Here is a 24436-nt window from a genome sequence, read left to right as displayed (position 1 = left end):
TATACTAAACGTTTCTAGTGTTCGTCGCAAGCGAATCTAAAAGGCGAGGCTTGCTATTTGCGTAAAAGATTCCCTATACTTAGGAATGAATGCAATATAGTAAATATGAATGAGGTGAACACATGATTTCACACGAACTCCCATTAATGCCGATTGGCCCTGATGAAAAACGCTGGTTAGCTGAAATTACGGGTGATGATGAAACATTTGTACTAAAACGCGACTTCCAACCCGAACTAAAACCTGGTGTTTGGCAAATTTTTGACGGTTGGTATCAAATTCACGGACAATTTCCTGGCATATCCCCCTTTGAAAAGGAATATGTCATTGTTCAAGATGGCCATATGATGCGGCACTTGGATTTTCGCTATATGATCAATGAATTACCTAAAATCAAGGCTTATGAAGAACAACGCAAAGACCGCATAATTTACCAAATTACGACCATTTTAGATGAGATTGTAGCCGAAGCCCCCTATGAAGGCGTGGAAGAAGCCATGTTGGAGCAAAAAGAAGCCATGTCCATGGTGGAAACGTCAAGTGAACTATTGAATGGCTTGACGATTTTACTCAAACAAAAAGACCAAATGATCAAGCGATTTAAAAACTACTATGATCAATCGGACTTGAATGAATGGCAATAATGATACAAAAGAGGCTGGGACAAAAGATTAAAATCATAGATTTTTCGTCCTTACAGTGTACGTTTCTTGTGAGCCGTGGGACCATTGAAAGCCAAGGTCATTCAATTTGAAATCGAGCCAAGGTCTCGATTTCATCCTCTTTCACAGCTAAGGAACTACCCTTTCAGTCCTTTAACCTGTTCCCATGATATATTTCAATCAAAATTGATAAGAATTTTTTCAAAGTAAAAGGCGTACACAACTCTTTTTAAGAATTGTGTACACCTTTTTAGCGGCCTTTTGTATCAGCCTCTTTTAATTTCAATCACTATTTACCGTATATTTGAATACAGTAACTGCCTACCATTTCTTCTTGTAATCTGGTTGATAGGCAATAATTTTGTCTAATAAGGTCTGTGGATCTGCATCAATAATGACCATATCCCGGTACTGTTGGTGCAAGAACCCTTCAGCCACGGCATGATCCAAATAGGTCAATAGCGGTTGATAATAATTATTTACATTCAATAAGGCAATCGGATGATCTAAATAACCCACCTGTGCCCATGTATATACCTCAAACCATTCTTCCATGGTACCAGGTCCACCTGGTAATGCAATAAAAGCATCGGCTAAGGCCATCATCTTTGCCTTACGTTCTTGCATCCCGTGAACCACATATAGTTGATCTAGATTAGGATGTTGAATTTCATTATCAACTAATTTTTGAGGCACAACGCCGATAACTTTGTCCCCCGCCGCCAATGCACCATCAGCCAAAGAGGCCATACACCCTACATTAGAACCACCAAATACCAAGGTTTTCCCCGCTTGCGCCAGCACTTGTCCCATTTCCCTCGCCTTTGCTTGATATATTGGGTCATTACCCGCTGAAGACCCTAAATAAACTGCCACACTTTCAATTGCCATTGTATTTCCAACCTCTCATTTATCAATTTGTCGATTTGTTGATTTGTTGATTTGTTGATTTGCATACCATCTTGTTTCAACAGAAAAAACGGATATTCAACGAGCCCCCAAATTGACAGTATTCGCAACTAGATGCTATGATTTCCCTAAAAGGGGTGTGCTATTTTGAAAACATACAATTATACAGAATTAACTGATGAATTAGTCATTGACGTTCGTGACAACACCATTTTCCGTTCGGGTCATTTAGCAAACAGTTTAAACCTAACTGCTAAACAAATGCCGAAATATTACCCAGCTTTAGTAGAAAGTGGTCAGACGATTGTTGCAGTTGTAAATGATTCAAGTGATTTAGATGCAATCGATACAGTTGTCTTTGCTGGTTATATCTTGTTCGATGACATCGATGCTGATGCATTGGTGACAACAGATACTATTAAAGCTGACGATTTCTTAACCTTAGATACAGACTATGTCTTACTAGACCTACGTCACCCAGACGAAATTACTCGACCAGCACCTAAGAAAAATCTAGTCAACATTTCATTAGAAACCTTACCAGAGAACTTAGACCAATTAGATAAAGACGCAACCATCTATACCCTGTGTGGTTCAGGTGGTCGTGCCACTGCAGGTGCAGCTTATCTAGCTAAAAATGGCTTCACCAATACCCACGTCATTGAAGGCGGTATTAAAGCAGTCATCGAAGCACAAAATAAATAACTATCATAGATGAAAAGAGCCGTCAACACCCCTAAAAGTGTTGGCGGCTCTTTTATTAATGTCGATTAAGTACATGTAGAATATGTTTCGCGCTTTCCATGGGGAATGGCACGTCTTTTGGTGCGTACATCTCCACCGTTTCCACATATCCAATCGTAGAGAAAGAATTCGCATATCCTAAAGGCACTTCAACGAGATCCCCTACTTGAATTTTCTTGTTGTCGGTAATGTAATATCTTATTTCATCAGATTCTTGGAAAGAAACCCCACAGACAATTTGTTTCTTTCTTGATTTTAAATCGATTTGCTGTAACCCGTGCAAGATTTCACCCTTACCAAAGTTATCTAACGTATCTTGAATAGCGTCTACAATTAAAAACCAATTTTCAGGCAAGTGCGCCAAATCAAAACGACCTTTGATTTCTTGCGTATCACGTTTTGCGTACTCAATCACTAATTCGAAAGTAATCGTTTCATCAGGATTTTTGGGTGTTTTTCTTTTTGGTATATCAAGATCCTTCAACAATCCTTCATCTTTTAAATCGTCCATCAACATTTTTATCCGATTCTTCATTTTGAAAAAATGACGTGCCTCAGAATTTTCATCAAGATTTTGAATAATTTGCACGGTTTCAGTTTCCCCGTCAATCACTAAGGATTCAGTATAACGCCAAGTGGTTATCAGCTCCTCCCCACTAATTGAAAGCGGTCGTGGTAATTTGCTTTTACGATGATAATTCAAGGTTAGCCGAGTAATTTCATCGCCATCATAAGGGTCTGCAAAATTACCATCAAATAAACGTAAGCCAGGAATAGGTATGCATTGTCTAAGTATGTTAGACGTTTCCTCCGCAGTTTCTGCATCTGTGCTACCTAAAAGTTGATATTTTTCGCCCGTAATGAATGTTACGACTATGTGCCACAAGCCTAAACTATAATCAGTTGCTACATGTTCATTTTTTATGATAAATTGTAACACCGCGCTATAAAGTACATTTGTTACTTCAACAGGAATTTGGCCATCAAATCTTCTAGGCTTTAATTTCTTATCTTCCACAAAAGAATATACCTGAGCATAGAAATCCACGTTCCCATCAGCATCCACCGTCAATTTTTGAACAGGTTCAATTTCATCCTCAACCTCAAAAATGTCCTCAAGCCAAGGATCGTTGTCAAATCGAATCTCTATTGAGGCAATCGTATTACCCTTTTCTTCACTCATAAAATCCCTCCAATCTGTCCTCTATTAATTAATAGTGTACACGATTTTTTCATTGTGCGAAACATATTAAAAGGCTACTTGATATAGAAAAGGTTGGGACAAATGGTTCTAACCTCTTTTGCTATACAGTGAACGATATTATCCCTGAATAATGCGCGATTCGAGACAAAAATGCGAAATTGTATCGAATAAAATTCCATTCGATAAATAAATGATAAATTTTATACAATGAAGATTCGTTCGATACAAATGTCAAAACTTATCTCGAATGGGGTTACATTGTATAAAATAAGCTCATTTCCTATACAATAGCCCTTTATTCGAGATAAAAAGCCAAAAAAATTCTCGAATGACAGTCTCATTCGAGAATCGCAGTTTTCTAAAAAAGTACGGGACAACAAATCCACGGGAATTGTCCTGTATTTTTGTCCCAGCCTTCAATATGATTACTTAAACCCTTAAATTATTTCACTTTCTTCAACAAAACTATTGTCTCCAGGTGTGCAGTGTGGGGGAATTGGTCGATTGGTTGTACTTCTACAACTTCATAACCAAAGTCTTTCAACCATACTAAATCAGTGGCTAGACTCTTTGGTCCACATGATACATACACGATGCGGTCTGTACCCAAACGGCCAATGGCACGCATGACTTTACCACCGGCACCATTTCTTGGTGGATCTAATAGTAGTAAATCAGGTTGACCCCATACTTCAGGTAACTCTTTCATACCCAATCGTGCATCTGACGCCATGAAGAAGGTATTGTCTAAATCATTGTCTTCGGCATTACGACGGGCAGAAAGAATAGAATTTTCTACAATTTCAATACCGGCAACCTCTTTGCTGGCGCGCGCTAACGGCAAACTAAAGGTACCAATACCACAGAACAAGTCTAATACACGCATATCAGGTGATACTTGTGCCATTGATAAGGCTGTATCTACCATCTTTTCTGCTTGAACTGGATTGACTTGGAAGAAGGTATCCGGCCAAATTCGGAATTTGAAGCCTTGCAGACGGTCATTGATGTAGTCACGTCCGTACATGACGTAGGCGTCGTTATCGTAAGAGCGCTCCATGCCACCCTTCTTCACGATCCATTGGAAAGATTCAATACGTGGTTGCGCAGCAAGCAAACGGTCACGTAAATCATCAATAGCTGCTTGATACTGATCTGGTTGTTCAAGCGCATATAGGGCAACCATGATTTCCCCTGTTGCAAAGGATTGGCGCATCAATAGGTTGGCCAATAATCCTTCCTTAGTATCCTTGTCCACGCCCGGGAACTGGTAGTCCTTTTGCCACTGACCTACAATTTTTTTGATTGCAATCATTTCTTCTGGGGCCAAAATAGAATCTTCCAGGTCAATTACGCGACGGTAATTTCCTTGTTGATGCATGCCTAGCACACCATCTGCCCCAAAGGTTAACTCCATTTTATTGCGGTAACGGTAAGGATTTTCCATACCTATGATTGGTTTGACCAAGTCTTCGCTCACACCGGCATCCGCCATATACCCTTTAATTAGATTTTCCTTGTGTGCTAATTGGGCTTCATATTTCATGAATTGTAATGGGGCCCCAGCAGCCATTTCTCGATTGGTTGGCATATCTAGGTTACGTAATGGACTTGGTTCTAGCAACTCATCATAGGCAACGCCTGCGCGGTGTCGGCCTTTTGCGTTGACCACAGTTACCCGAACCTTGTCGCCAGGTACCACATTATCAATATGTAGGAGCAAATGTTTCCCATTTGGTCCTTTTTCGGGTGGATGAATATAACGTGCAAAGCCGACACCCTTTTCGTTCAAGCTTTCAACTATAACATCCAATACTTCAGTCGGATATGTATTTTTCTTCAATTATCTACACCTCTTCTGGCTATTTCTATAAAATCATCGCAATTCTTGCATGCTTCTTCAGCATTTTAGCATAGTTTACACCCTTAGAAAAATATTTTTGATAAGTTTCTTGTAATCGCTTGCATATAGTCTTGGTTGTATGTCTAATTCTACATAAAGTTATGTATATACATATAAAAGGAGTTATTTAGGTGAATTATGAATTTCCGCAAAATTTCTGGTGGGGATCGGCTATTTCTGGTCCACAAACAGAGGGACGCATAGCGGGTGATGGCAAAGGTGATCGTATTTGGGATCACTGGTACCGCGAACAACCCGACCTATTCTTTGACCAGGTTGGCCCTAGCGAAACATCAGAGGTATACACCCGTTATAAGGAGGATATCGCTTTAATGAAAGCAACCGGGCACAATTACCGGGTACAATTCCATGCGTACCTCTATCCAATGGAGTCGCCTGATTCCAGATGGTATTGGTCCAGTTAATCAACAAGCCGTTGATTTCTACAACAATTATATTGATGAATTGATTGCCAATAATATTGAGCCATTTATAAACTTATTCCATTTCGATATGCCCTTCGCGCTACAAGAAAAAGGCGGTTGGGAAAGTAAGGAAGTGGTTGAAGCCTATGTAACCTACGCTAAGACATGTTTTGAGCTATTTGGTGATCGTGTGAAAAAATGGTTTACCCACAATGAACCAATCGTCCCTGTGGAGGGTGGCTATTTATATCAATTCCACTATCCTGCAGTCGTAGACATGAAGCGTGCCGTACAAGTTGCCTACCACGAAAGCTTAGCAAGTGCCAAAGCTATCAAAGTCTATCACGAGATGAATTTAGATGGTGAAATTGGGATTATTTTAAACCTGACACCAAGCTATCCTCGTGACGCAAATGACCCAGAAGATGTCAAAGCTGCGCAATTAGCTGACGCCTTCTTCAACCGTTCATTCCTAGACCCAGCAATCAAAGGGACCTTCCCTGAAGACCTAGTGGACTTGTTGAAAGACTTAGACTACTTACCGGATTATACCGATGAAGAACTTGCCATTATCAAAGAGAATACCATCGATTTATTGGGGATCAACTACTACCAACCGCGCCGAATTCAAAAGAAAGAATCCGCTGAACGACTATCTGATAAACCCATGCCGGATGACTATTTCGACAATTATATCTGGCCAGACCGTAAGATGAATCCTTACCGAGGTTGGGAAATTTACGAAAAAGGTATTTATGATTGTTTAATTAACGTCCGTGATAACTATGGTAATATTGCCTGCTATATTTCTGAAAATGGTATGGGCGTTGAAGATGAACAGCGCTTTAAAAATGCTGATGGTGTGATTGAAGATGATTACCGCATTGACTTTATCAAAGGGCATTTACAATATGTACATCAAGCACTTCAAGAAGGTGTGAATGTCAAGGGTTACCACATGTGGACCTGCATGGATAACTGGTCATGGATGAATGCCTACAAGAACCGCTACGGTTTTGTATCTGTCGATTTAGAGGACAACAAGAAACGGACCATCAAGAAAAGTGGTCATTGGTTTAAAGAAGTGACAACAAATAACGGCTTTTAAATTTGGTTTTAAAGAAAGGAACCTATAATGAATAATTTTATTGATAAATTAGCGGAATCGCTAACCCCCTTCGCTGCCAAACTAGGCAATAACCGTTACCTGACTGTATTACGTGATGCCTTCATGTTGGCCTTCCCGTTAACAATGTTTGGTTCTATCGTTGTTGTATTAAATAACCTACCTTTCTTCAGTGACAGCTTGAAAGGAACCTTAGGCACCCTGTTTGGTAACGGTCAAAATGCAACCATGTCTATCATGACCGTCTTTGTGGCTTTTGGGATTGGTTACTATTTAACCAAGTCTTATGATGAAGATGGGGTCTTCGGTGGTGCAGTTGCCCTTGCTTCATTCTTAATCCTTACCCCGTTCAACTTTGTAACAGCAGAAGGCGTGGAAATTGCTGGCGCCTTAACTACTGACCGTCTTGGTGCTAAAGGGATGTTCATTGGGATGTTTGCAGCCTTTTTAGCAACTGAAATCTATGTACGCATCAAAAAACGTGGTATTACCATTAATATGCCCGACGGTGTACCGGAAGCAGTGTCTCGCTCATTTTCTTCATTAATTCCAGCCATTGGTACCCTAACTGTATTCTTACTGTTAAATGCCGGTGTGGTCGGTTTATTGAATACCAACTTACACGATATTGTTTATACCTTCATCCAAAAACCACTAACTGGTTTAGGTTCAAGTTTACCAGCTACCCTATTAGCGCTATTCTTAACACAAATGCTTTGGTTCTTTGGTTTACACGGTCAAGTTATCATCAATTCCGTGTTAGATCCAATCTGGCAAACACTTTCTTTAGAAAACTTAGAAGCCTTCAAAGCTGGTCAAGAATTACCGCATATTATTACTAAATCATTCATGGATACCTTTACTGTAGGCCTTGGTGGTACTGGTATGACCTTAATGGTTGTTGTTCTAATGGCCTTTGTTATGAAGAGCCAACAAATGAAAGAAATCGGACGTTTGGGGATCGGTCCTGGTATCTTTAATGTCAATGAACCAGTCATCTTCGGTTTACCAATTGTACTAAATGCTTCAGTTGCCATTCCTTGGATTCTTACACCACTAGTTGTAACAACTTTTAACTACTTCATGATGTACTCAGGTATCTTCCCATTAACAACTGGGGTTATTGTACCTTGGACTGTGCCATTGTTCTTCTCAGGTATGATGGCAACGAACTCAGTAATGGGTGGTGTTTTACAACTAATCGATGTCGTAATTGTTGCGGCAATCTGGTTCCCATTCTTGAAAGTACAAGACCGCTTGAATCTAAAAGAAGAAGTTTAATGAAGTTTGGTTATTGATATTTATTGAAAAGACAACTGATCCCCTTCAGTTGTCTTTTTTTTAGTCTTAAAAAAATTGTTGATTATTTTTTGCTACATTATGTATATTCAATTCAAAGCAGACAAAAAGTGACAAGAAGAGGCAGTGCTTGTATTTATGAGAAAAAAAGTAAAGCAAAGCGCCCTGAAATATTCATTTATCGTTTATTTGCCACTTAATATATACAATCACCAAAAATTTAGATAAATCATCCTGCCCAGTGGTTGCTGGCTTTGGGGCATTTGTTTTTGATGGTGGTCACGGTATGTAAAGTGGCGGTGTGTTAGATACGTTTTGTTTTTTTCACAATTGTCTTATTTTTTTGAACATGAGTTTACTAAGTATAGACAATGTACTATAATACGGATAAATAAAACTAACCTAGGAGGGTTTACTTGAACAAGTACGAAGAAATTGCCATCGAATTACGCCGTCGGATCAATGATGGCGAATATGCTGAAGGTGAAATGTTACCTGACCAAATTGAATTGGCCAAGGAATTTGGTGTTAGTCGCATGACCTTGAAGAAAGGCATCGATATGATTGCGATGGAAGGGTTAATCATTAAGAAACGTGGTGTCGGCACCTTTGTCTTGAAAAGTACCTTATGGAACAATGGGGACTCTAAAATTGATGACTATCAAGGTTTAACCCAACAATTTGGTCACCGTAAAATTGTATCGAAGAAAATATTATTTGATATCGTTTTTCCCAACGAAGAACTACAAAAACTCCTGTTAATCGAAGCATCCGATCCCGTCTATCATGTCCAGCGTCTACGAATCATTGATAACAAACCATATATCTTGGAGGATTCCTATTTTGTTGCTTCGATCATTACGCAATTAAAAGAAGAACATTTATATGGCTCAATTTATGCCTATATTCGAGATGAATTGGGCTTAAAAATAGGTGGTGCCTACCGTAAAATTCACGCAGATGTGCCAGGTGAATTGGATATACAGGAATTAAACTGTGATGAACATACCCCCGTTCTTGAGGTAGAGCAAGTGGTTTACTTAGAAAATGGTACACCATTTGAATATTCTACTTCTAGAAATCGTTATGATACACGCTCATATACCATGACTGATATTGTTGGCCGTCACTAATTTAATCTATACATTAGAGGCTGGGTTCATATGAAAAAATCCCCACCTCTTTTTTGTAGCCATAATTTTGTTAGCTTGCTTGATTCGCTTATTCAGTGATAATACATGAAAAAATGGCTGGATTTTTCTCTTATTTCGCTATATAAATGAAAAATCTCTTGGCCAATTCACGAATATATAAGCATATAGATGAAAGCTATCAACAGCATTCATTTATGGACGCGAATAGATGAATGATCGAGCGGAAACTTCACTTATTTCAGCTAATAAATGAAGAAATCCAAAAATTTTCATTTATATCATCCAATAAGTGAATTCCAAGCTTTTTAAGGCGTTTGCCCACCACTCGTTTTTAGTACTTTGTAAGTGATTGGACGGTTAGCAAAAACTAAGGGGGCCAATATTGGCTTACCTGACTGTTTACTATATAGTTTTGATAATCATTACATTTATTATTGGCAATCTTTTCATTTACATGGATTAGTGTTATTATAATTTTGGATTAAATATACAATTTGTATTCTAATAGAGTTTTCATTTATTGAGTGTCGAATCTATTTGTATACAAAAACTATAGAGGAGAGAAAATGAAAAAACATTATACTTTGTACGCTGTAACCATTGCATTAGTGGTAGCTATTTCTTTATTTATCATTATTCCTATTCCCGCTGTAAACGGCTTCTTCACCTTTGCAGACGTGGGTATTATCACTGCATCCTTATTATTCGGCCCAATTGGTGGTCTTGTAGTTGGTGCCTTAAGTGGTGGCCTAATTGATTTACTTTCAGGATATGCACAGTGGATTATTTTCTCCGCACTGATCCATGGTGCACAAGGCTATGTCGCTGGCTTGGCCCAAGACAAAGACTTGAAATATCAATTCCCCTATTTTATCCTATCAATCATTATCATGGTTGTTGGTTATGCCCTAGCTACTTGGCTCCTATATGGTTCATTAGCTACTGCAATCGCTAGTATGCCTGCGAACTTCCTACAATCAACGCTAGGGGTTGTCATTGCCGTACTGCTTAGCAACCGTTTAAAACCTATCGTGAAAAGATACTTATAATTTCTTTTGATGATACGAACCAATTAGCAAACAAAAGACCATTACCCGAAAAATATGGGTAGTGGTCTTTTTAAATTCATCTACACAAGCTTATGGATCTAACAAATACATTGAAGAAACAGAAAATAGTGCCGGTGAAATTTCACCAACACTATTTTTATTTTTAACTATTTTCTAGTAGCAAACCTGATTAAAACCACCAAATTAGGCAATTGCTGCTAACGCTTCGGTTAATACTTTTTCGCCCTTCATCATGCCATAATCTTGCATATTGATCACATCGACTTTGACGTTGGTATCGGCCAATTTAGCTTGAAATTCTTTCAACATATATTTTACTTGGGGGCCAAGCAACAAGATATCAACATCCTTAGCTGCTAAGTTAGCATCTGCATCTGAAGCAGATACAGCAAAAATCTCCGCATCTACACCCTTTTCCTCTGCAGCCTTCCGCATTTTTGAAACGAGTAAACTTGTAGACATTCCTGACGCACATACGAGCATAATTGTTTTATCAGCCATTTTATTTTTCCTCCATTTTTTGGTATACATCAATAATTTCTTTTGCCATATCTTTAAAGGCGATTGCCGTCATCAAATGATCTTGCCCATGAACCATTAGCAGTGATAATTCAACCGAATTGCCACTTGCTTCTTCGGTCAACAAGGATGTTTGTGCATGATGGGCCTCAATTAGTGCAGCATCAGATTCCTTCAACAATGCATTCGCCGTTTCAAAGTCACCTTCTTTGGCAGCTGCCATTGCCTCTACTGCCTTACCCTTTGCATCACCGCCGTGCATGATGAGTTGCATAATTACTTCTAAGTTTTGTGGTTCTGCCATTGTCGTATTCTCCTTATGTTCATGCGCTATTTATTCCAAAGCGCTTTGTATATAATGTATAGACATATAACGATTATTGTTTATACATTTGTTTTCTATAGACATATATTACCACAAATACCCTGTAAGTAAAACCCTTACATTCCTGAAATGGCAACTTTTTACACAAAAAAAGTCCAAACCATTTAGTCTGGACTTTGTATCTGTTTACATGTACACAATGCAAGCAAAACCTATAAGTAAAACGTACTTATTCCCCACGGTAACGTAATTTTAAGCCATTTAAAAAATTACGCGCATATCGGTCACCACAAGGTTTGTAATTACGGTGCCCTTCCTTACGTAGGACAGCCCCTAATTCGCTCTTTGTTAAACGACCACCTGCTTCGACCATGATTTCATGAACTTCATCAGTTGTCATAGACAAAGCAATTTTCAATTTCTTCAATAGTAGATTATTGACGTTTTCGTCGTTCAATTCAAGTTCTGGCTCAGGTGCGCCCTCACGTACACCTCGTTGAGACGTAATCATACCATTTAAGAAACGTTCCAAACGTTCATTATCTAGTACTTCCTCATAAATGCCCTCTTCATCGCGCGTTGTCAATGCTCTCACTTGTTCCGTTGTTACTGTTGCGCCACCCATACCAAAGATGGTCACTACGTCGCTATCCTTAATGTCTAAGGCATATCGTAGACGTGTCAATCGATCATTATTATCCATACTTGTCACCCTTTCCTGTCAGCCTATTATAACAGATTAGCCTTCTCTTAGTCCGTCTTCAGGCGTAATTTCTCTCAGGATACGACAAGGGTTACCGACCGCAATGACATTTGCTGGTATATCCTTAGTGACAACACTGCCGCCACCTATCACGGCATTATCTCCAATCGTCACACCAGGCATCACTTTTACGCCGCCACCAATCCACACATTATCCCCAACCGTGATTGGTTTAGCATATTCCAAACCTTGATTACGTCGCTCAGCGTCGAGTGGATGTCCCGCAGTATAAAAACCACAATCTGGCGCAATAAAGACGTTGTCGCCAAAGGTCACCTTAGCGCCGTCAAGGATCACACAATTGTGATTGGCAAAAAAGTTATCCCCAATTTCAATATTGCTGCCGTAATCACACCAGAAAGGCGCTACAACCGTGAAGTTATCCCCAGTTTTACCCAACAAGTCTTGCATAATCTTGGTTTGCCCCGCTACATCCGACGGGCGTGTTTGATTAAAATCAAAACACAAATCCTTGGCCACTGCCCGTTCTGCAATCAATGCCTCGTCGTAATTCGCATCATACAACAATCCCTCTAGCATCTTTTCTCGTTCAGTTAAACGCATCATCATTCCTCGCTTTCGCAAATATTCTTACCCCGATTATACCGAATCTGATACCTACAATGCGAAAAAAACAGGTAAATTCAAGACGAATTTACCTGTTTAGATTAAAATTTTTTCTCAAGATGACCGTTATTTCTGTCGCCGACACAAGGGCGTCTACCTCTTTAGCATTCTTAAAATAACCGATATTAACATATGAATACGTCGTGTCGAAAGTCTTATAAAATAACACTAAATCAGTATTGGCCCACAAGTATAAATGGCCCTTTTCCACTGTGCCCACTTGCTGAGCTTTTAGTGATGGTAATTTTATTGGTATTGAACCAACCTTTTCTTGCCCCATAAAATCACGTAAATCAATAGTAAAAGGCATGGCATCAACCAGTATCTCGGTCAGTTCATTTTCATAAAATACAGCTTCATAGGTGCGGTCTGTCGTTTCCAATAATACATCAAACATCAGTTATCCCCACTTTCAGCCAAATCAATGTGCTTGATTAATTTGGCTGGCACCCCACCTACGACTGTGTTGGCTGCAACATCTTTGGTGACCACAGCACCAGCCGCCACGACAGCACCATCACCAATCGTGACACCTGATAGAATCGTCGCATTTGAACCTATCCACACCTTTTCCCCAATATGAATGGCTTTTGGATGCATGTCCGCCCGTTTGTCAGGATGCAAATCATGATCTAGGGTCGCCATCACAACCCCGTGGCCAATTAATGTACCGTCACCAATGAAGATGCCTCCTTGGTCTTGGAACTTGCATCCGGCATTGATAAACACATTCTTTCCAAGGTGGATATTCTTCCCAAAATCCGTATAAAATGGTGGAAACATCGCAAAGGATGGGTCAATCTCTTGGCCAGTTAATTCAGACATCAAGCGCCGAATCGAATCTCCCCCATTATATTGGTTATTGATTTTACTAGTAATTTTTTGGGCTTGACCACTCATTTCATGCATAAATTGATGGAATTCTGAACCGCCTACAATCACTTTCTCTGCTGCCACATGTGCCAAATAATCATCCAAAATCTTCATCTCAGCTCATCCTTTCGCTATTTTTATAGTGATTATACGTAGTAAACGCATAAATAACAAATACCTATTTATAATAGGTAAACATAACATTTTGTTATGGTATAATCACTGCAAAAAGGAGGTACTCAAGTGGACATTAGAGTATTACGCTATTTTCTAGCCATCGCCCGAGAAGAAAATATTACAGCTGCAGCCAAAATTCTGCACGTTTCACAACCGGCCTTATCGAAACAAATGAAAGATTTAGAGACAGAATTAGACAGCCAATTATTGATTCGCGGTAATCGGCAAATTCAATTAACCGAAGCCGGCAAGTTGCTGAAGAAACGCGCTCAGGACATCATTGCCCTAGTCGATCGTATTGACAGCGACATTCATGGTGATCACGAGGAGATTGTGGGCGAACTTCATATTGGTGGTGGTGAATCGGACGCCATGCGCCTCGTAACAGCTGCCATCAAACACTTAAACAGTGAGCATCCTAATATTCGATATCATCTATACAGTGGCATCGCTGACGATGTCATGGACCGACTCGATCAGGGATTACTAGATTTTGGCCTGATAATAGGGACAGTCCACAAGCAGGCGTATGACTTTTTAACCTTACCAAAAGTGGATACTTGGGGCTTATTGGTGCCGGCAGACAGTCCTTTGGCTACAGACAAAAGTATACATCCGAAAGATTTAACGAATCTGCCCTTGATTGTGTCCAAACAAGCATTTGCCAACAAAGAATTTTCAGGTTGGTACGGAGAGTCGCTCGATAAGCTAAATATTGTCGCCAGCTACAATCTCATTTACAATGCCTCTCTACTAGTAGAAGCAGGGCTTGGCTACGCCTTAGCACTTGATAAATTGGTGAATACGACGGGTGCAAATAGCCCACTACGCTTTGTACCCTTATCACCCCAACTTACCGCACCCTTACAACTGATTTGGAAAAGTCATGACCACCTGTCCCCTGCTGCTAAAGCCTTCCTAGAAGTATTACAGCAACAATTAGAAGGATAAAATAAAAATTCCCACCCTAGAATCACTATGGTGGGAATTATGACTAAGTTCTATTTTGTTAATTCTGCTTTCAAAGCATTATACATTTCTTCAGTTCCCATACCAGTAAGGATTGGTAATCCTGAAATAACTTTATCCTTAATCTTATCGGGCACTGCGGTCGTTGTTACTACTGCATCATAGTCATCAATTCTATTTACTTCGGATGCAACTTTAGATTGAACGATAGTTACTTCTTTATCTAAACCATTTGATTTTAACCAATCTTTCAATTTGTTAGTAACAATCGTTGATGTCGCAATACCTGACCCACACATAACTAATAATTTTTTCATACTTTCCACTCCTTGAATTTATTCTGATACTTTTACTGTTCTTACTTTATTTACATAGTACAAACCACCTAGGCAAGCGATAAAGATAATACTAATCGTTACCCAAGGCATATATTGTGCTGATAAAATGTATAGAAGTGTAGGCCACAACCCACCTTCTACCATTGCTGTAATTGAACTATTACCTCCTAAATCAAAATTAGAGGCTTGTGCTGCAATTGTAACTAATGGTGCCGCCCAAGAGGTAATATATAAGATAGAAGCCATATATAATGTACCTGCTACAACTGTACGAATTAAGTTACCTCTGAATACAGGTGCCATTAGACATACAGCGTACGGAATAGTTGCTAAATCGCCAAACGGAATAGTAGTATTTCCGGGTAATAGAAACGCTAAGCCAATTGTAATTGGAACAAGGAGTAAAGAACTTGATAATACCGCAGGGTGACCTACAGATAATGCTGAATCCATACCAATATTTAATTCACGACCTGGAAAACGTTTTTTAACAAATTCATTTGCCGCTTCTGATATAGGTGTTAATCCTTCCATTAATAAGGCTACCATGCGTGGTAATAACATCATAACTGCAGCTAAAGACATCCCAAGACCAAGTGTTGCACCTAAATCATATCCCGCTAATAGTCCCATACCGATACCAATTAGCAATCCCATTACAGTGGTTTCACCAAAAACACCAAATTTATCTTGAATTGTTTCTGGATCAGCTTTTAATTTGTTAAAGCCAGGTATTCTATCGAATAACCAATTCAATGGAATTGCTATTAGAAAACCTGGTGCTGATGTACCATGTGGAAATGTAATATTTGGATATCCATAGAATTTCTCAATTGTAGGGGCAATAATATCTCCTAACAAGTACATAAGCATCAAATAAGTCACCATTGCAAACAAACTTAGTACAAAATTTTGAGTTACAGCATGTACAAGTGAGGCTACAAATGCAGCATGCCAAAAATTCCAAATATCCACCATCAATGTTTTAGTTAACCCAAGAACCAATAACAGGATGTTAACACCAATACCTACTGGAATTGCTAAACTTCCCAAGACAGTTCCGTAGGAGATTGCTGAAGCGGCTGGCCATCCTACATCAATAGTTTTTAAACTTAAGCCAAAACGATCGACCATTTGTTGAGCTGCTGGTCCTAAGCTACTGCCTAGTAAATTGATTACTAAATTTAAACCAATAAAGCCAATCCCTACTGTAATACCTGCAATAAAAGCTTTTCTAGGTTTGGCACCAAGTATTAACCCAAATATAAAAATTAAAATTGGTAGAACTATCGATGGACCCAAATCAACAAACCCTTGTAATAAATTTGCCATTAAAATTACCTCCCTTTATTAAATAACGTTATTAGTTTTTAGAATTTTAATCATCTCTTGTTTACTTTTTTCAGAGTCTTCCAAAGATAAAATTTGGTCAATACTTTCATTATTTTGCATCAATTCCACTAATTTTTGTAACATTTCTAGATGAGATTTTGCTTCTTTTAAAGCTAGCATAAATACAATTCTCACCGGTACCTTTGTGGTATTATCACCCATTTGATAAAATTCCACTGAATTTTTTAACGTTAGAATAGCTATTTGAGATTCATTTACATGTTCTATATCGGTATGTGGGATTGCAAATCCTATACCATTAACTAATAGTCCAGTTGCAAATTCCTTCTCTCTATCTTGAATTGCTTTTTTAAATGATTTTTTCACAATACCTTTTTCAAATAAATCATCAGATAAAAATGACAAAACATCTAAATCACTTTTTAAACCGCTTACATTAAAATGTATTACTTCATATTCAACCATTGTCCACCTCCAAATTTTATCTTACTCACCCATCAATAGAATATTGCATAATCTATTCCTTTTCCGATTCTGATCCCAATCAACAAAGTAAATGTAACCTACGGAACCAATCTGTAATTCTCCATCTTTTACTATAAATGTTTCACTTGAACCAAACAGTGATGCTCGAATGTGCGCATCAGCATTTAAAATACTAGACCTGTCATTAGGATACGAATCACCGTGTATCTTGCTTATTTCTTCCATAAATTTAACATGTTCTTCACCAGGATAAATGTAGTCAGATTCGGTTAATTGTCTTGGAATTAATCGATCTAGCATTCTATTTAAATCTACCTGCAAATACTCATATCCATTCCAATCAACATCATGAACATATTCTTCAAAAATTATTGAGCAAGTAGTATGTGGGGATGAAATAACGACTTGCCCATTTACTAACCCACTAGATATAACCATTTTTTTGACTTCATCTGTTATTCCATGATATGTCACATTTTTTCCAGATGATTCTAATGAGAGAGTTTCGTGTTTAATAATCAAAGCATCTTTCCCTCCTAATTATTTATATTTTCATCCAATAGTCGTATCAAATGTATTAATAAGTAAAATGATTCTGCATGATTAAATTTTATTTCGTGTACTTCCAAAAGGTATTGTTTAATCTTTTGTACAATTTTCCGTTGGCTAGAATAGAGTCTGGCTGACGATTCATACAATTCCAATATATTTTCATCTTCTTTATTGTTGGGATTGTCTTGTTGTAATTGACGGAATAAGAAATATCTAAGATGAACAATAAATCTAGAATAATTTACAGTATTTTTATCTAATATCTGGTGGCTTTCATCTTCCACTATTTTTACAATATCACTAAGTATTTGACTCAATCTAATAGTCTCTTGAAAGCTGGTGGAATCTTTTAAACCATTCACAAAGTGTAAAGTAATAAAAGCTTTTTCAGATTCTGGCAATTTTGTTTCATATTTTTCATTAATATAATTAACTGCTTTATTTGCTAACTTATATTCCTTGGGATATAAATATTTAATTTCGTAATGAAAAGGTTGCAATGGAATATCATTATCGAATTCTCGTTCAAAGCTGTACTGTAAATGATTAGCTAATGAAAAACAAAAGATTCATTTAATTCTTCACTTAAATCCTTCTTTGCTAGTTCTGAAATTTCATCAGCCATTATCAATATAGTTTCATCAATATCCTTTAATTGTTCTAATATTTTTTGTTCCTGAACAGTTGATTTCATACTATAGATAGTAGTAATCAACTTATTATCAATGCAGTCCCCTTTTTTCTTGCCAAATCCGATCCCTTTACCTAATGCAATAAACTCATTCTCTTTATCATCTCGAACCAGAAGCGCATTCTGATTCAAAGATTGAATTATCTTCAAGATAACACCCCTTTCATTAAAAAAAGGCATAAATAGAACTCCATAAGACTGGAATTATATTTATGCCTAATTAAATAGTTACACAAAATATTTTAATTTACTTCTTTTTCTTATTGTAAATCAATATTTTATTTTTTGCAAGCGTTTTCTAAAAGGGTAATTATTTCGCTTCTATTCTCCTATGACTGTAATTGAACATTTTCTAGTTCTAGCTCTTGTTACATCGAAATCTACAAAATATACATAACCCGTTGTACCTACCCCTAACTGCCCATCTTCAACATCGAAGGTTTCGCTAGATCCGATAATTGTGGCTTTTAGGTGAGCATCTCCATTCCAAAGGGCTGATCTATCTCCATTTGGTAAATATTCTGCAGCATTTGGCCATGACTCAACTGCTCTATAATGTTCTTCTCCCGGGTAAATATATGTATCTTTAGATACATGTTTAGGAATAATTTTTTCTAATACATTATTTAAATCAACTTGAAGTGATTCAGTCCCAGTTTCATCTATATCGTGTGCAAATTCTTCATAAAACACAGCACAAGTGGTATGTGGGCTAACAACTGTAACTATACCTTCTCTAATTCCACTATCTTTTATCGTTTTACGAACTTGGGCTGTAACATCAATATATGTTGGTAGTATACCTTTCGATTGTAATTCAATTTTTTCTCTAAATACCTTCATAGAATCTCCTTTCTAATCATTATTAAAGGCTTCATAAGCTGCTTCAATCATGTTAACTAACATCTCTTTAGGATTTACTGCATTTGTAATACCACTAGTGCACCCTGTCCCATCTGCTTTCATTTTAATTATGTTATACACATCTTCTGGAGTACTTATCCCTGCTGCTTGCATAATTAAAATATTTTTATCAACTTCTCTGATTGCACTATTAGTTTTTTCAACATAACTAGCATCACTAGTCTTACCTGTACCTATTAATTCTGTCGGTTCACATAATATAATGTCCGGTTTCAACATTGCTAACGCTTTTGCCTCTACAATCGAATCTGCGCATAAAACTGTAATTATGCCTAAATCATTAGCTCGTTGAATTGATGAAATTATTTCGTTTAATTTTAATGGTTGCTCGGCATGATTTAAAAAAGTCGCACGTGCACCAGCGTTATATAAAGATTCGGGAAGAATATGGCCCATCCCTCGGCCGGGAATTATGCCATCCATGTGTTGCGAAGTAACAATAATGTTATGTGTAGATTTTGATATCATTTCGATATCCGCAAAAGGAGCTGTAACGAATATAGACATTTCAGGATATTTTTCAGCTTGCTTATCTGCTTCGATCGCTAATTCTAATAATTCCTTGCCATATAAATATGATTTTGGATTAAACATGAAAAATGGACGCTTAATATTTAATTTATTCATTGTTCTCCCCCTTTATTTCTACTCTTTGCGTTTGAAACACATCATAATAATGACTCAATATAGATTTCATTTTTTGATTTGCAATTTCTTTTAATTCAATATAATTTGATGGTTTTTCATTTTGAATCTCTTGCAATGCACCATTTATAAAATCTGAATAGATGTTTATTTTTACAATGCCACTAATTGCACAACGATTTAAATTTTCATCACCCGTGGATGAGCCGCCATGTAACACTAGGGGAATATCAGTCATATTGGCAATTTCATCCAATCTTTCAAAACTTAATTTCGGCTTTCCTTTATAAACACCATGAGCTGTACCTATAGATACCGCTAAGGAATCTACCTTGGTTTCTTCAACAAATTGAATAACATCATTAACCTCAGTATAAATAGAGTGGGTAATCTCTGAAGACTCTGAATTGTCATTTGCCCCTACGTGACCAAGTTCGGCTTCTACAGTTACGCCAAATTGATGAGCGTAATCTACAACTTTTTTGGATATCATAATATTATCCTCAAAAGATTCTTCAGATGCATCTATCATTACTGATTTGAAACCTAATTCAATTGCCTTAAAAATATATTCTGTATCTGCTCCATGATCAAGATGCAAAGCAATAGGTACTGTAGATTTCTCCGCGAAATATTTTCCAATTAGAGATGCTTCCTCAAGCGACAAAATATCTTTATGTGATTGTGCAAAAGCTAATATTAAGGGCAATCCCCTTTCTTCCGCTACCTCAACATAGGCTCTTGCCGAATCAAGATCAATAAAATTTGTTGCAGGTGTCGCAAAATTACGACTCTGTGCTTCTGCAAATAATTGTTTCGTATTTACTAACAAAATAAACACTCCTTTTACATTTGTTAAACTCGATATCATATGTTATGGTATTATCATAAATATAACAGTAAGCGTTTACAACAGTATTTTGAGCTTTTTTTTATAAGTATCAAAAGTCAATTAAGTTATCCATAATGATGGGAGTTTTACATATGTTAGATAGAGATAAGCTTTTGGCTGAAGTTGCCACATTATATTATGAAGAGAACTTAACTCAGGCGGAAATAGCAAAAAAAATGTTCCTTTCTCGTCCAACAATTTCTCACATGCTTACCGAAGCGAAAAAAAGAGGTATCGTTACTATCACAATAAATCATACCAATTCTGACGTATTTTCTATTCAAAATGAATTAGAAAAAAAATATGGTATTGAAACAGTATTGATTGCTGATAAAAATATTTCATCTAATAATATAAAAAAGGAATTAGGAATTCTTTGTGCGAAATTTGTTGAATCTAGAATAGATAATATGAATAACATAGGCTTAGGTTGGGGAACAACTGTAAACGAATATGTAAATAAAGCCTCTTTTCTTTCCCACCCTACTCTTGAAATAATCCCTATGATTGGAGGTGTAGGTATTCACCATACCGATCTACATTCAAATCATTTAGCATTCCGATTAAGTGAGAAATATAATTGTCAGGTAAGTTACTTTTACGCACCCGTATTTGCAGAGAGTATAAAAATGCGTGATATGTTTATTTCATCTTCTTTATATCAAGAAATTTATCAGAAAGGTATAAATGTAGATTTGGCTATTTTAGGCGTAGGAAATCCCATAGAATCCTCTACCTATAAACTGTTTGGTTATTTTACTGATGAAGAAATTAAACAACTAAAAAATAGTCCCGCTATTGGAGATATTCTGGGGAGTTTTTTTGATATCGATGGGAATGTAGTTAAAATACCTTTAACTGAAAGAATGGTAGGTATAAATTTAGAGGATATTCATAAAATCAAAGAAAAACTGATCATGGCATCAGGAATTGAAAAATTTCCTAGTATTTTAACATTACTGAAATTAAATATTATTAATCATTTAATTATAGATAAAGACTTAGCTCAAAAATTACTGGAATCGCCTGTTTGATTTCCACAATAAAACCCCCTCTAGATATATTTTCTAGTGGGGGTTAAATGTTTTTATAATTCAAAACATACTTTTAAAAATGCTACACGTCTTCGGCCTCTTCGGCGATTGCTGCTGCATACATATCCACATAATCATGCGTGGTCAAGATACCCACTAAATTATCCGGATGTAACGCACTCATTTCGGTTGACTGCCCATCTGTGACTAGGACGGTTGGCGTTCCTTTAGACTCAGCAGAAACCTCAAATAAGTGCAAAGTATTATAGAGCAGTGTATCTTTCACAACAACTTTAAATAAGCCGCTCTTTTCATCGAAATCTAAAATATCCTGTATTATTGCATCCTTAATGGTCACTTTACCAGCTGCCTTATCCACCAAAGCCATATGGCTCAACCAGGTAGCAATACCATTATCCGAAATAATTCCTTGAAACTGATCCTTCTGATTAAACACCGGAAATTGTGTATAATGTTTTTCATCCACAGCTTGGAATAATTGATACACCGAATCCTGTGTTCGTAGAAAATGTACCTCTTGTTTGTTACGATCTGTCAAATATTGGCTAACAGAAACAGGTTGTAAAAGTTTCCCCTTCACATCTGCTAGCAAAGTCATCGCAAAATCCGTTGGCTCCGCGATTTCAATAATCTCATACAGCCCTTCATCACTATTATATTCATGGACTATTACATTCCGTAACTCATTAATCTTCGTCAAATTGTTGACATTACGCTTCAAAAATTCATGATCATCCTTCAACATATGGACTGCATTCATAAAGGGAATAAAATTATTCTCCAAAAATCGCTTCGCCTTGCGCGCATCAATAAAATCATCCTGCCGCTTATTATGCGCAATCTCCTCAAAATAAGGCGCCGCCAAATCCTGTAACGCTTTATGCAACTCATTGTAGCCATCGATAAATGCTGACTGCTTAGCCGTTCCCTCTGCCATCAAACCCACTCCTCATCTCAATTCTTATATTAATTATCTATTATAAAATATACAATTACAAGTTTCATCCTATGAAAAGCACAAGCCTCGTGAAGATAATATCTAGTCTTATAAACGCAGTGCATCAACCTAAATGAATCCAGCCTCCTAACACGCCAACCACTAGCTCACACAAAAAAGGGGCACCGACTTCTGGTGTGGATGAGAAATCATTCACACTTTATTGTTTGAATACACAAAAAGATATATGAATAGATTCCCTTTTGTCGCAGCTAACCGCTTAGGTTGGCATATTTTTGCGAGATTGTTTATATCCGTTTTAAAATAGATGAAAACTGGAAACCAGAACTGCCTTTGAGTATATTTATGAGAAAAAATGAAAAGCAAACCCCTCTGAACGTTCCTTTTTTAAAAATAACGAAAGCTCAGCCCCTTGTGTGGCGCAAAATTTCTCATTTTTGAAACCAAAACCTTCCGAGGTTTCCATTTTTTGGTTATTTAACGGTGTATATATACAATCCGAAATAAGCCGGACAACAAGATGATCTTTCTTTTATCAAATCACATTTAAAATAAGATAAAAAAGAAACTCAAATCCATATAAAATGAATTCAAGTTTCTTGATTAAATTAAGCTATCTACATTAAAAGTCGAAGAGCAAAAAACATGATACCCCTCACCCTGCATACCTGAACGCACACAGCAAAGTGAAGAATATCATGTTTAAAGGATTGTGATTGTAGAAAAAACAAAAATTAACATTTATTTTGATAGGCGACCGGTCGAAGGATTGCCCGCGCAATTAACGTTTTTTTATATTACTAATTTATATAAGCTAATCGCCAACGCCATTAGCATAAAGACTACCCTATTGCTCTTTAGGATATTTGTCTTGTTGTTCAGTCAATGGAATTAAAGAAGGTTTGCTTCGTTTTAATCCACCAACGATTTCTTTGGCATCTTCAGAATATTGTATCATGCGGTAGAAAGGGTCATGATAAAACAAGAATTTATAACCATTCGGTAAAGCCTCTGCCATCAAACGTTCTTTGGCAGCAATGGAGTCCATTGGATAGTCATCGACAGCACCAACCCATAAAGGATTGGTATGCACAGATGAAATCAAAATATCACCCATATGCAAGGCTGTTTCCCCAGCTTGTTCAAAACGCATAATTGCATGGCCGTTAGAGTGTCCACCTGTGTGTTCCATTGTTATGCCTGGTGCTACTTCTAGCACTTCTTTGAAGGTCTCAACCTGGTCTTGAATAGGCTCCCAGTTTTCCTTCAAATAGGTATTTCGTGTTCGACGGTTGGGGTGACGCACTTCATCCCACTCGACTTCACTCATGTAAATTGTTGCATTTGGGAAACGCGAAACCAAGCCATTTTCCCCATAATAGGTTAACCCATTGGCATGGTCATTGTGCATGTGTGTCATCATCACGACATCAATATCATCGTAAGTCAGACCAAGTTCCGCTAAGTCGTTACCAATTGTCGCTGCTTCAAGCACGCCAATATTACGAATGGCCTTATCCGTTAACTTATCCACATCCATACTTGCGTCAATCAAATAATTCTTGCCCCGATATTGGATCAAAATGGGATCAGAAACAGAGGGTATTTGATTATTGTCATTATAAGGATAGAAACGACCCCAAACAGCACGAGGTACAGGACCAAAAAGCCTACCACCATCGGTCGCTAAGAAGGTTCCGTTTAACCAAGTAAAGGTCATTTCATGAAATTTGTATTGATCTAACATCAACGATGTCCTCCTTAAACAAAATACCGCCCTTTTGTGGAAGCAT

At 37.4% G+C, this 24436-nt stretch carries 27 protein-coding genes and 1 pseudogene; 8 read left to right on the top strand and 20 right to left on the bottom strand.

The genetic code is table 11. The features are described from left to right. Positions 1-122: 122 nt before the first annotated feature. Entirely contained in the window at positions 123-644 is a 522-nt protein-coding gene (locus B9P78_RS01710) for a hypothetical protein (RefSeq protein ID WP_094517857.1), read from the top strand. Between the two features lie 339 nt (positions 645-983). On the opposite strand, the gene B9P78_RS01705 is transcribed toward B9P78_RS01710, so the two are convergent. Then, the gene (locus tag B9P78_RS01705; protein ID WP_094517856.1) at positions 984-1553 is read right to left on the bottom strand and encodes a TIGR00730 family Rossman fold protein; all 570 of its coding nucleotides are present in this window, start codon (positions 1551-1553) and stop codon (positions 984-986) included. Positions 1554-1718: 165 nt separating this feature from the next. Between B9P78_RS01705 and B9P78_RS01700 the strand changes: the two genes are divergently transcribed. After that, positions 1719-2276, top strand: coding sequence for a rhodanese-like domain-containing protein (locus B9P78_RS01700; protein WP_233487644.1), 558 nt, complete (start codon positions 1719-1721; stop codon positions 2274-2276). A 55-nt stretch (positions 2277-2331) separates the two neighbouring features. On the opposite strand, the gene B9P78_RS01695 is transcribed toward B9P78_RS01700, so the two are convergent. Together B9P78_RS01695 and rlmD are read right to left on the bottom strand one after the other, a co-directional pair. Continuing rightward, on the bottom strand, positions 2332-3498 hold the full coding sequence (locus tag B9P78_RS01695) for a hypothetical protein (protein WP_094517855.1): 1167 nt from the start codon (positions 3496-3498) through the stop codon (positions 2332-2334). Between the two features lie 463 nt (positions 3499-3961). Continuing rightward, complete coding sequence (gene rlmD, locus B9P78_RS01690; RefSeq protein WP_094517854.1) at positions 3962-5362, bottom strand: 23S rRNA (uracil(1939)-C(5))-methyltransferase RlmD; 1401 nt, start codon at positions 5360-5362, stop codon at positions 3962-3964. Between the two features lie 191 nt (positions 5363-5553). On the opposite strand from rlmD, the pseudogene B9P78_RS01685 reads away from it, so the two are divergent. The 4 genes and pseudogenes from B9P78_RS01685 (at position 5554) to B9P78_RS01670 (ending at position 10475) form a co-directional block, all read left to right on the top strand. Then, positions 5554-6955 (top strand): annotated as a pseudogene (locus B9P78_RS01685) (glycoside hydrolase family 1 protein). 27 nt (positions 6956-6982) lie between these two features. Next, complete coding sequence (celB, locus tag B9P78_RS01680; RefSeq protein ID WP_094517853.1) at positions 6983-8254, top strand: PTS cellobiose transporter subunit IIC; 1272 nt, start codon at positions 6983-6985, stop codon at positions 8252-8254. A gap of 434 nt (positions 8255-8688) precedes the next feature. Further along, positions 8689-9405 carry a GntR family transcriptional regulator gene (locus B9P78_RS01675; RefSeq protein WP_094517852.1) on the top strand — a complete coding sequence of 239 codons (717 nt, stop codon included), beginning with the start codon at positions 8689-8691 and terminating at the stop codon, positions 9403-9405. A gap of 587 nt (positions 9406-9992) precedes the next feature. Next, positions 9993-10475 (top strand): ECF transporter S component, encoded by a 483-nt coding sequence (locus B9P78_RS01670; RefSeq protein WP_094517851.1) that lies wholly within the window; start codon positions 9993-9995, stop codon positions 10473-10475. A gap of 204 nt (positions 10476-10679) precedes the next feature. Here the strand turns inward: B9P78_RS01670 and B9P78_RS01665 are convergent, their stop codons facing one another. The 6 genes from B9P78_RS01665 to B9P78_RS01640 all read right to left on the bottom strand — a co-directional run bounded on the left by B9P78_RS01665 (position 10680) and on the right by B9P78_RS01640 (position 13717). Next, positions 10680-10997, bottom strand: a complete 318-nt coding sequence (locus tag B9P78_RS01665; RefSeq protein WP_094517850.1) for a PTS sugar transporter subunit IIB — start codon at positions 10995-10997, stop codon at positions 10680-10682. 1 nt (position 10998) lies between these two features. Continuing rightward, positions 10999-11319, bottom strand: coding sequence for a PTS lactose/cellobiose transporter subunit IIA (locus tag B9P78_RS01660; protein WP_094517849.1), 321 nt, complete (start codon positions 11317-11319; stop codon positions 10999-11001). Positions 11320-11569: 250 nt separating this feature from the next. Then, complete coding sequence (locus B9P78_RS01655) at positions 11570-12043, bottom strand: DUF1456 family protein (protein ID WP_094517848.1); 474 nt, start codon at positions 12041-12043, stop codon at positions 11570-11572. 36 nt (positions 12044-12079) lie between these two features. After that, complete coding sequence (locus B9P78_RS01650; RefSeq protein ID WP_094517847.1) at positions 12080-12667, bottom strand: sugar O-acetyltransferase; 588 nt, start codon at positions 12665-12667, stop codon at positions 12080-12082. Between the two features lie 91 nt (positions 12668-12758). Then, the gene (locus B9P78_RS01645) at positions 12759-13127 is read right to left on the bottom strand and encodes a cyclophilin-like fold protein (RefSeq protein ID WP_094517846.1); all 369 of its coding nucleotides are present in this window, start codon (positions 13125-13127) and stop codon (positions 12759-12761) included. Beyond that, positions 13127-13717 (bottom strand): DapH/DapD/GlmU-related protein, encoded by a 591-nt coding sequence (locus B9P78_RS01640; protein ID WP_094517845.1) that lies wholly within the window; start codon positions 13715-13717, stop codon positions 13127-13129. Before B9P78_RS01640 ends, B9P78_RS01645 begins: the two co-directional genes overlap by 1 nt. Positions 13718-13846: 129 nt before the next feature. Here B9P78_RS01640 and B9P78_RS01635 point away from each other — a divergent pair, with 129 nt between their 5' ends. Next, positions 13847-14731 carry a LysR family transcriptional regulator gene (locus B9P78_RS01635; RefSeq protein WP_094517844.1) on the top strand — a complete coding sequence of 295 codons (885 nt, stop codon included), beginning with the start codon at positions 13847-13849 and terminating at the stop codon, positions 14729-14731. 50 nt (positions 14732-14781) lie between these two features. Here B9P78_RS01635 and B9P78_RS01630 read toward each other — a convergent pair whose 3' ends face one another. The 9 genes from B9P78_RS01630 to B9P78_RS01590 all read right to left on the bottom strand — a co-directional run bounded on the left by B9P78_RS01630 (position 14782) and on the right by B9P78_RS01590 (position 20570). Then, positions 14782-15066, bottom strand: coding sequence for a PTS sugar transporter subunit IIB (locus B9P78_RS01630; RefSeq protein ID WP_094517843.1), 285 nt, complete (start codon positions 15064-15066; stop codon positions 14782-14784). A gap of 18 nt (positions 15067-15084) precedes the next feature. Further along, on the bottom strand, positions 15085-16419 hold the full coding sequence (locus B9P78_RS01625; RefSeq protein ID WP_094517842.1) for a PTS galactitol transporter subunit IIC: 1335 nt from the start codon (positions 16417-16419) through the stop codon (positions 15085-15087). An 18-nt stretch (positions 16420-16437) separates the two neighbouring features. After that, entirely contained in the window at positions 16438-16905 is a 468-nt protein-coding gene (locus tag B9P78_RS01620; protein ID WP_094517841.1) for a PTS sugar transporter subunit IIA, read from the bottom strand. Between the two features lie 21 nt (positions 16906-16926). After that, a complete protein-coding gene (locus B9P78_RS01615) occupies positions 16927-17448 on the bottom strand; it encodes a YjbQ family protein (RefSeq protein ID WP_094517840.1) in 522 nt (173 codons plus the stop codon). A 14-nt stretch (positions 17449-17462) separates the two neighbouring features. After that, a complete protein-coding gene (locus tag B9P78_RS01610; RefSeq protein ID WP_094517839.1) occupies positions 17463-17978 on the bottom strand; it encodes a PRD domain-containing protein in 516 nt (171 codons plus the stop codon). Positions 17979-18028: 50 nt separating this feature from the next. Beyond that, complete coding sequence (locus B9P78_RS01605; protein WP_094517838.1) at positions 18029-18349, bottom strand: CAT RNA binding domain-containing protein; 321 nt, start codon at positions 18347-18349, stop codon at positions 18029-18031. 141 nt (positions 18350-18490) lie between these two features. Then, the gene (locus tag B9P78_RS01600; protein ID WP_094517837.1) at positions 18491-19012 is read right to left on the bottom strand and encodes a YjbQ family protein; all 522 of its coding nucleotides are present in this window, start codon (positions 19010-19012) and stop codon (positions 18491-18493) included. Positions 19013-19024: 12 nt separating this feature from the next. Then, positions 19025-19720, bottom strand: coding sequence for a triose-phosphate isomerase (locus B9P78_RS01595; RefSeq protein ID WP_094517836.1), 696 nt, complete (start codon positions 19718-19720; stop codon positions 19025-19027). Next, on the bottom strand, positions 19713-20570 hold the full coding sequence (locus tag B9P78_RS01590; protein ID WP_199445717.1) for a class II fructose-bisphosphate aldolase: 858 nt from the start codon (positions 20568-20570) through the stop codon (positions 19713-19715). The genes B9P78_RS01595 and B9P78_RS01590 overlap by 8 nt, the downstream gene beginning before the upstream one ends. Before the next feature lie 152 nt (positions 20571-20722). Between B9P78_RS01590 and B9P78_RS01585 the strand changes: the two genes are divergently transcribed. Further along, positions 20723-21664 carry a sugar-binding transcriptional regulator gene (locus tag B9P78_RS01585; protein ID WP_158520567.1) on the top strand — a complete coding sequence of 314 codons (942 nt, stop codon included), beginning with the start codon at positions 20723-20725 and terminating at the stop codon, positions 21662-21664. A gap of 82 nt (positions 21665-21746) precedes the next feature. Here B9P78_RS01585 and B9P78_RS01580 read toward each other — a convergent pair whose 3' ends face one another. Beyond that, positions 21747-22622 carry a CBS domain-containing protein gene (locus tag B9P78_RS01580; RefSeq protein ID WP_094517834.1) on the bottom strand — a complete coding sequence of 292 codons (876 nt, stop codon included), beginning with the start codon at positions 22620-22622 and terminating at the stop codon, positions 21747-21749. Between the two features lie 868 nt (positions 22623-23490). Further along, positions 23491-24390 (bottom strand): MBL fold metallo-hydrolase, encoded by a 900-nt coding sequence (locus tag B9P78_RS01575; protein ID WP_094517833.1) that lies wholly within the window; start codon positions 24388-24390, stop codon positions 23491-23493. Between the last annotated feature and the right edge of the window lie 46 nt (positions 24391-24436).

This window comes from Aerococcus sp. 1KP-2016, from assembly GCF_002252085.1.
Classification (GTDB): domain Bacteria; phylum Bacillota; class Bacilli; order Lactobacillales; family Aerococcaceae; genus Aerococcus.
The sequence above is the reverse complement of the archived record's forward strand: the minus strand, read 5'-3'. Positions and strand labels throughout refer to the sequence as shown.

Bases quoted from the DNA above. Each gene is read 5' to 3' on its own strand.
- B9P78_RS01710 (WP_094517857.1), top strand. From the start codon at position 123: ATGATTTCACACGAACTCCCATTAATGCCGATTGGCCCTGATGAAAAA.
- B9P78_RS01705 (WP_094517856.1), bottom strand. From the start codon at position 1,553: ATGGCAATTGAAAGTGTGGCAGTTTATTTAGGGTCTTCAGCGGGTAAT.
- B9P78_RS01695 (WP_094517855.1), bottom strand. From the start codon at position 3,498: ATGAGTGAAGAAAAGGGTAATACGATTGCCTCAATAGAGATTCGATTT.
- celB (WP_094517853.1), top strand. From the start codon at position 6,983: ATGAATAATTTTATTGATAAATTAGCGGAATCGCTAACCCCCTTCGCT.
- B9P78_RS01670 (WP_094517851.1), top strand. From the start codon at position 9,993: ATGAAAAAACATTATACTTTGTACGCTGTAACCATTGCATTAGTGGTA.
- B9P78_RS01665 (WP_094517850.1), bottom strand. From the start codon at position 10,997: ATGGCTGATAAAACAATTATGCTCGTATGTGCGTCAGGAATGTCTACA.
- B9P78_RS01660 (WP_094517849.1), bottom strand. From the start codon at position 11,319: ATGGCAGAACCACAAAACTTAGAAGTAATTATGCAACTCATCATGCAC.
- B9P78_RS01655 (WP_094517848.1), bottom strand. From the start codon at position 12,043: ATGGATAATAATGATCGATTGACACGTCTACGATATGCCTTAGACATT.
- B9P78_RS01650 (WP_094517847.1), bottom strand. From the start codon at position 12,667: ATGCGTTTAACTGAACGAGAAAAGATGCTAGAGGGATTGTTGTATGAT.
- B9P78_RS01645 (WP_094517846.1), bottom strand. From the start codon at position 13,127: ATGTTTGATGTATTATTGGAAACGACAGACCGCACCTATGAAGCTGTA.
- B9P78_RS01640 (WP_094517845.1), bottom strand. From the start codon at position 13,717: ATGAAGATTTTGGATGATTATTTGGCACATGTGGCAGCAGAGAAAGTG.
- B9P78_RS01630 (WP_094517843.1), bottom strand. From the start codon at position 15,066: ATGAAAAAATTATTAGTTATGTGTGGGTCAGGTATTGCGACATCAACG.
- B9P78_RS01625 (WP_094517842.1), bottom strand. From the start codon at position 16,419: ATGGCAAATTTATTACAAGGGTTTGTTGATTTGGGTCCATCGATAGTT.
- B9P78_RS01620 (WP_094517841.1), bottom strand. From the start codon at position 16,905: ATGGTTGAATATGAAGTAATACATTTTAATGTAAGCGGTTTAAAAAGT.
- B9P78_RS01605 (WP_094517838.1), bottom strand. From the start codon at position 18,349: ATGCCTTTTTTTAATGAAAGGGGTGTTATCTTGAAGATAATTCAATCT.
- B9P78_RS01600 (WP_094517837.1), bottom strand. From the start codon at position 19,012: ATGAAGGTATTTAGAGAAAAAATTGAATTACAATCGAAAGGTATACTA.
- B9P78_RS01595 (WP_094517836.1), bottom strand. From the start codon at position 19,720: ATGAATAAATTAAATATTAAGCGTCCATTTTTCATGTTTAATCCAAAA.
- B9P78_RS01585 (WP_158520567.1), top strand. From the start codon at position 20,723: ATGTTAGATAGAGATAAGCTTTTGGCTGAAGTTGCCACATTATATTAT.
- B9P78_RS01580 (WP_094517834.1), bottom strand. From the start codon at position 22,622: ATGGCAGAGGGAACGGCTAAGCAGTCAGCATTTATCGATGGCTACAAT.
- B9P78_RS01575 (WP_094517833.1), bottom strand. From the start codon at position 24,390: ATGTTAGATCAATACAAATTTCATGAAATGACCTTTACTTGGTTAAAC.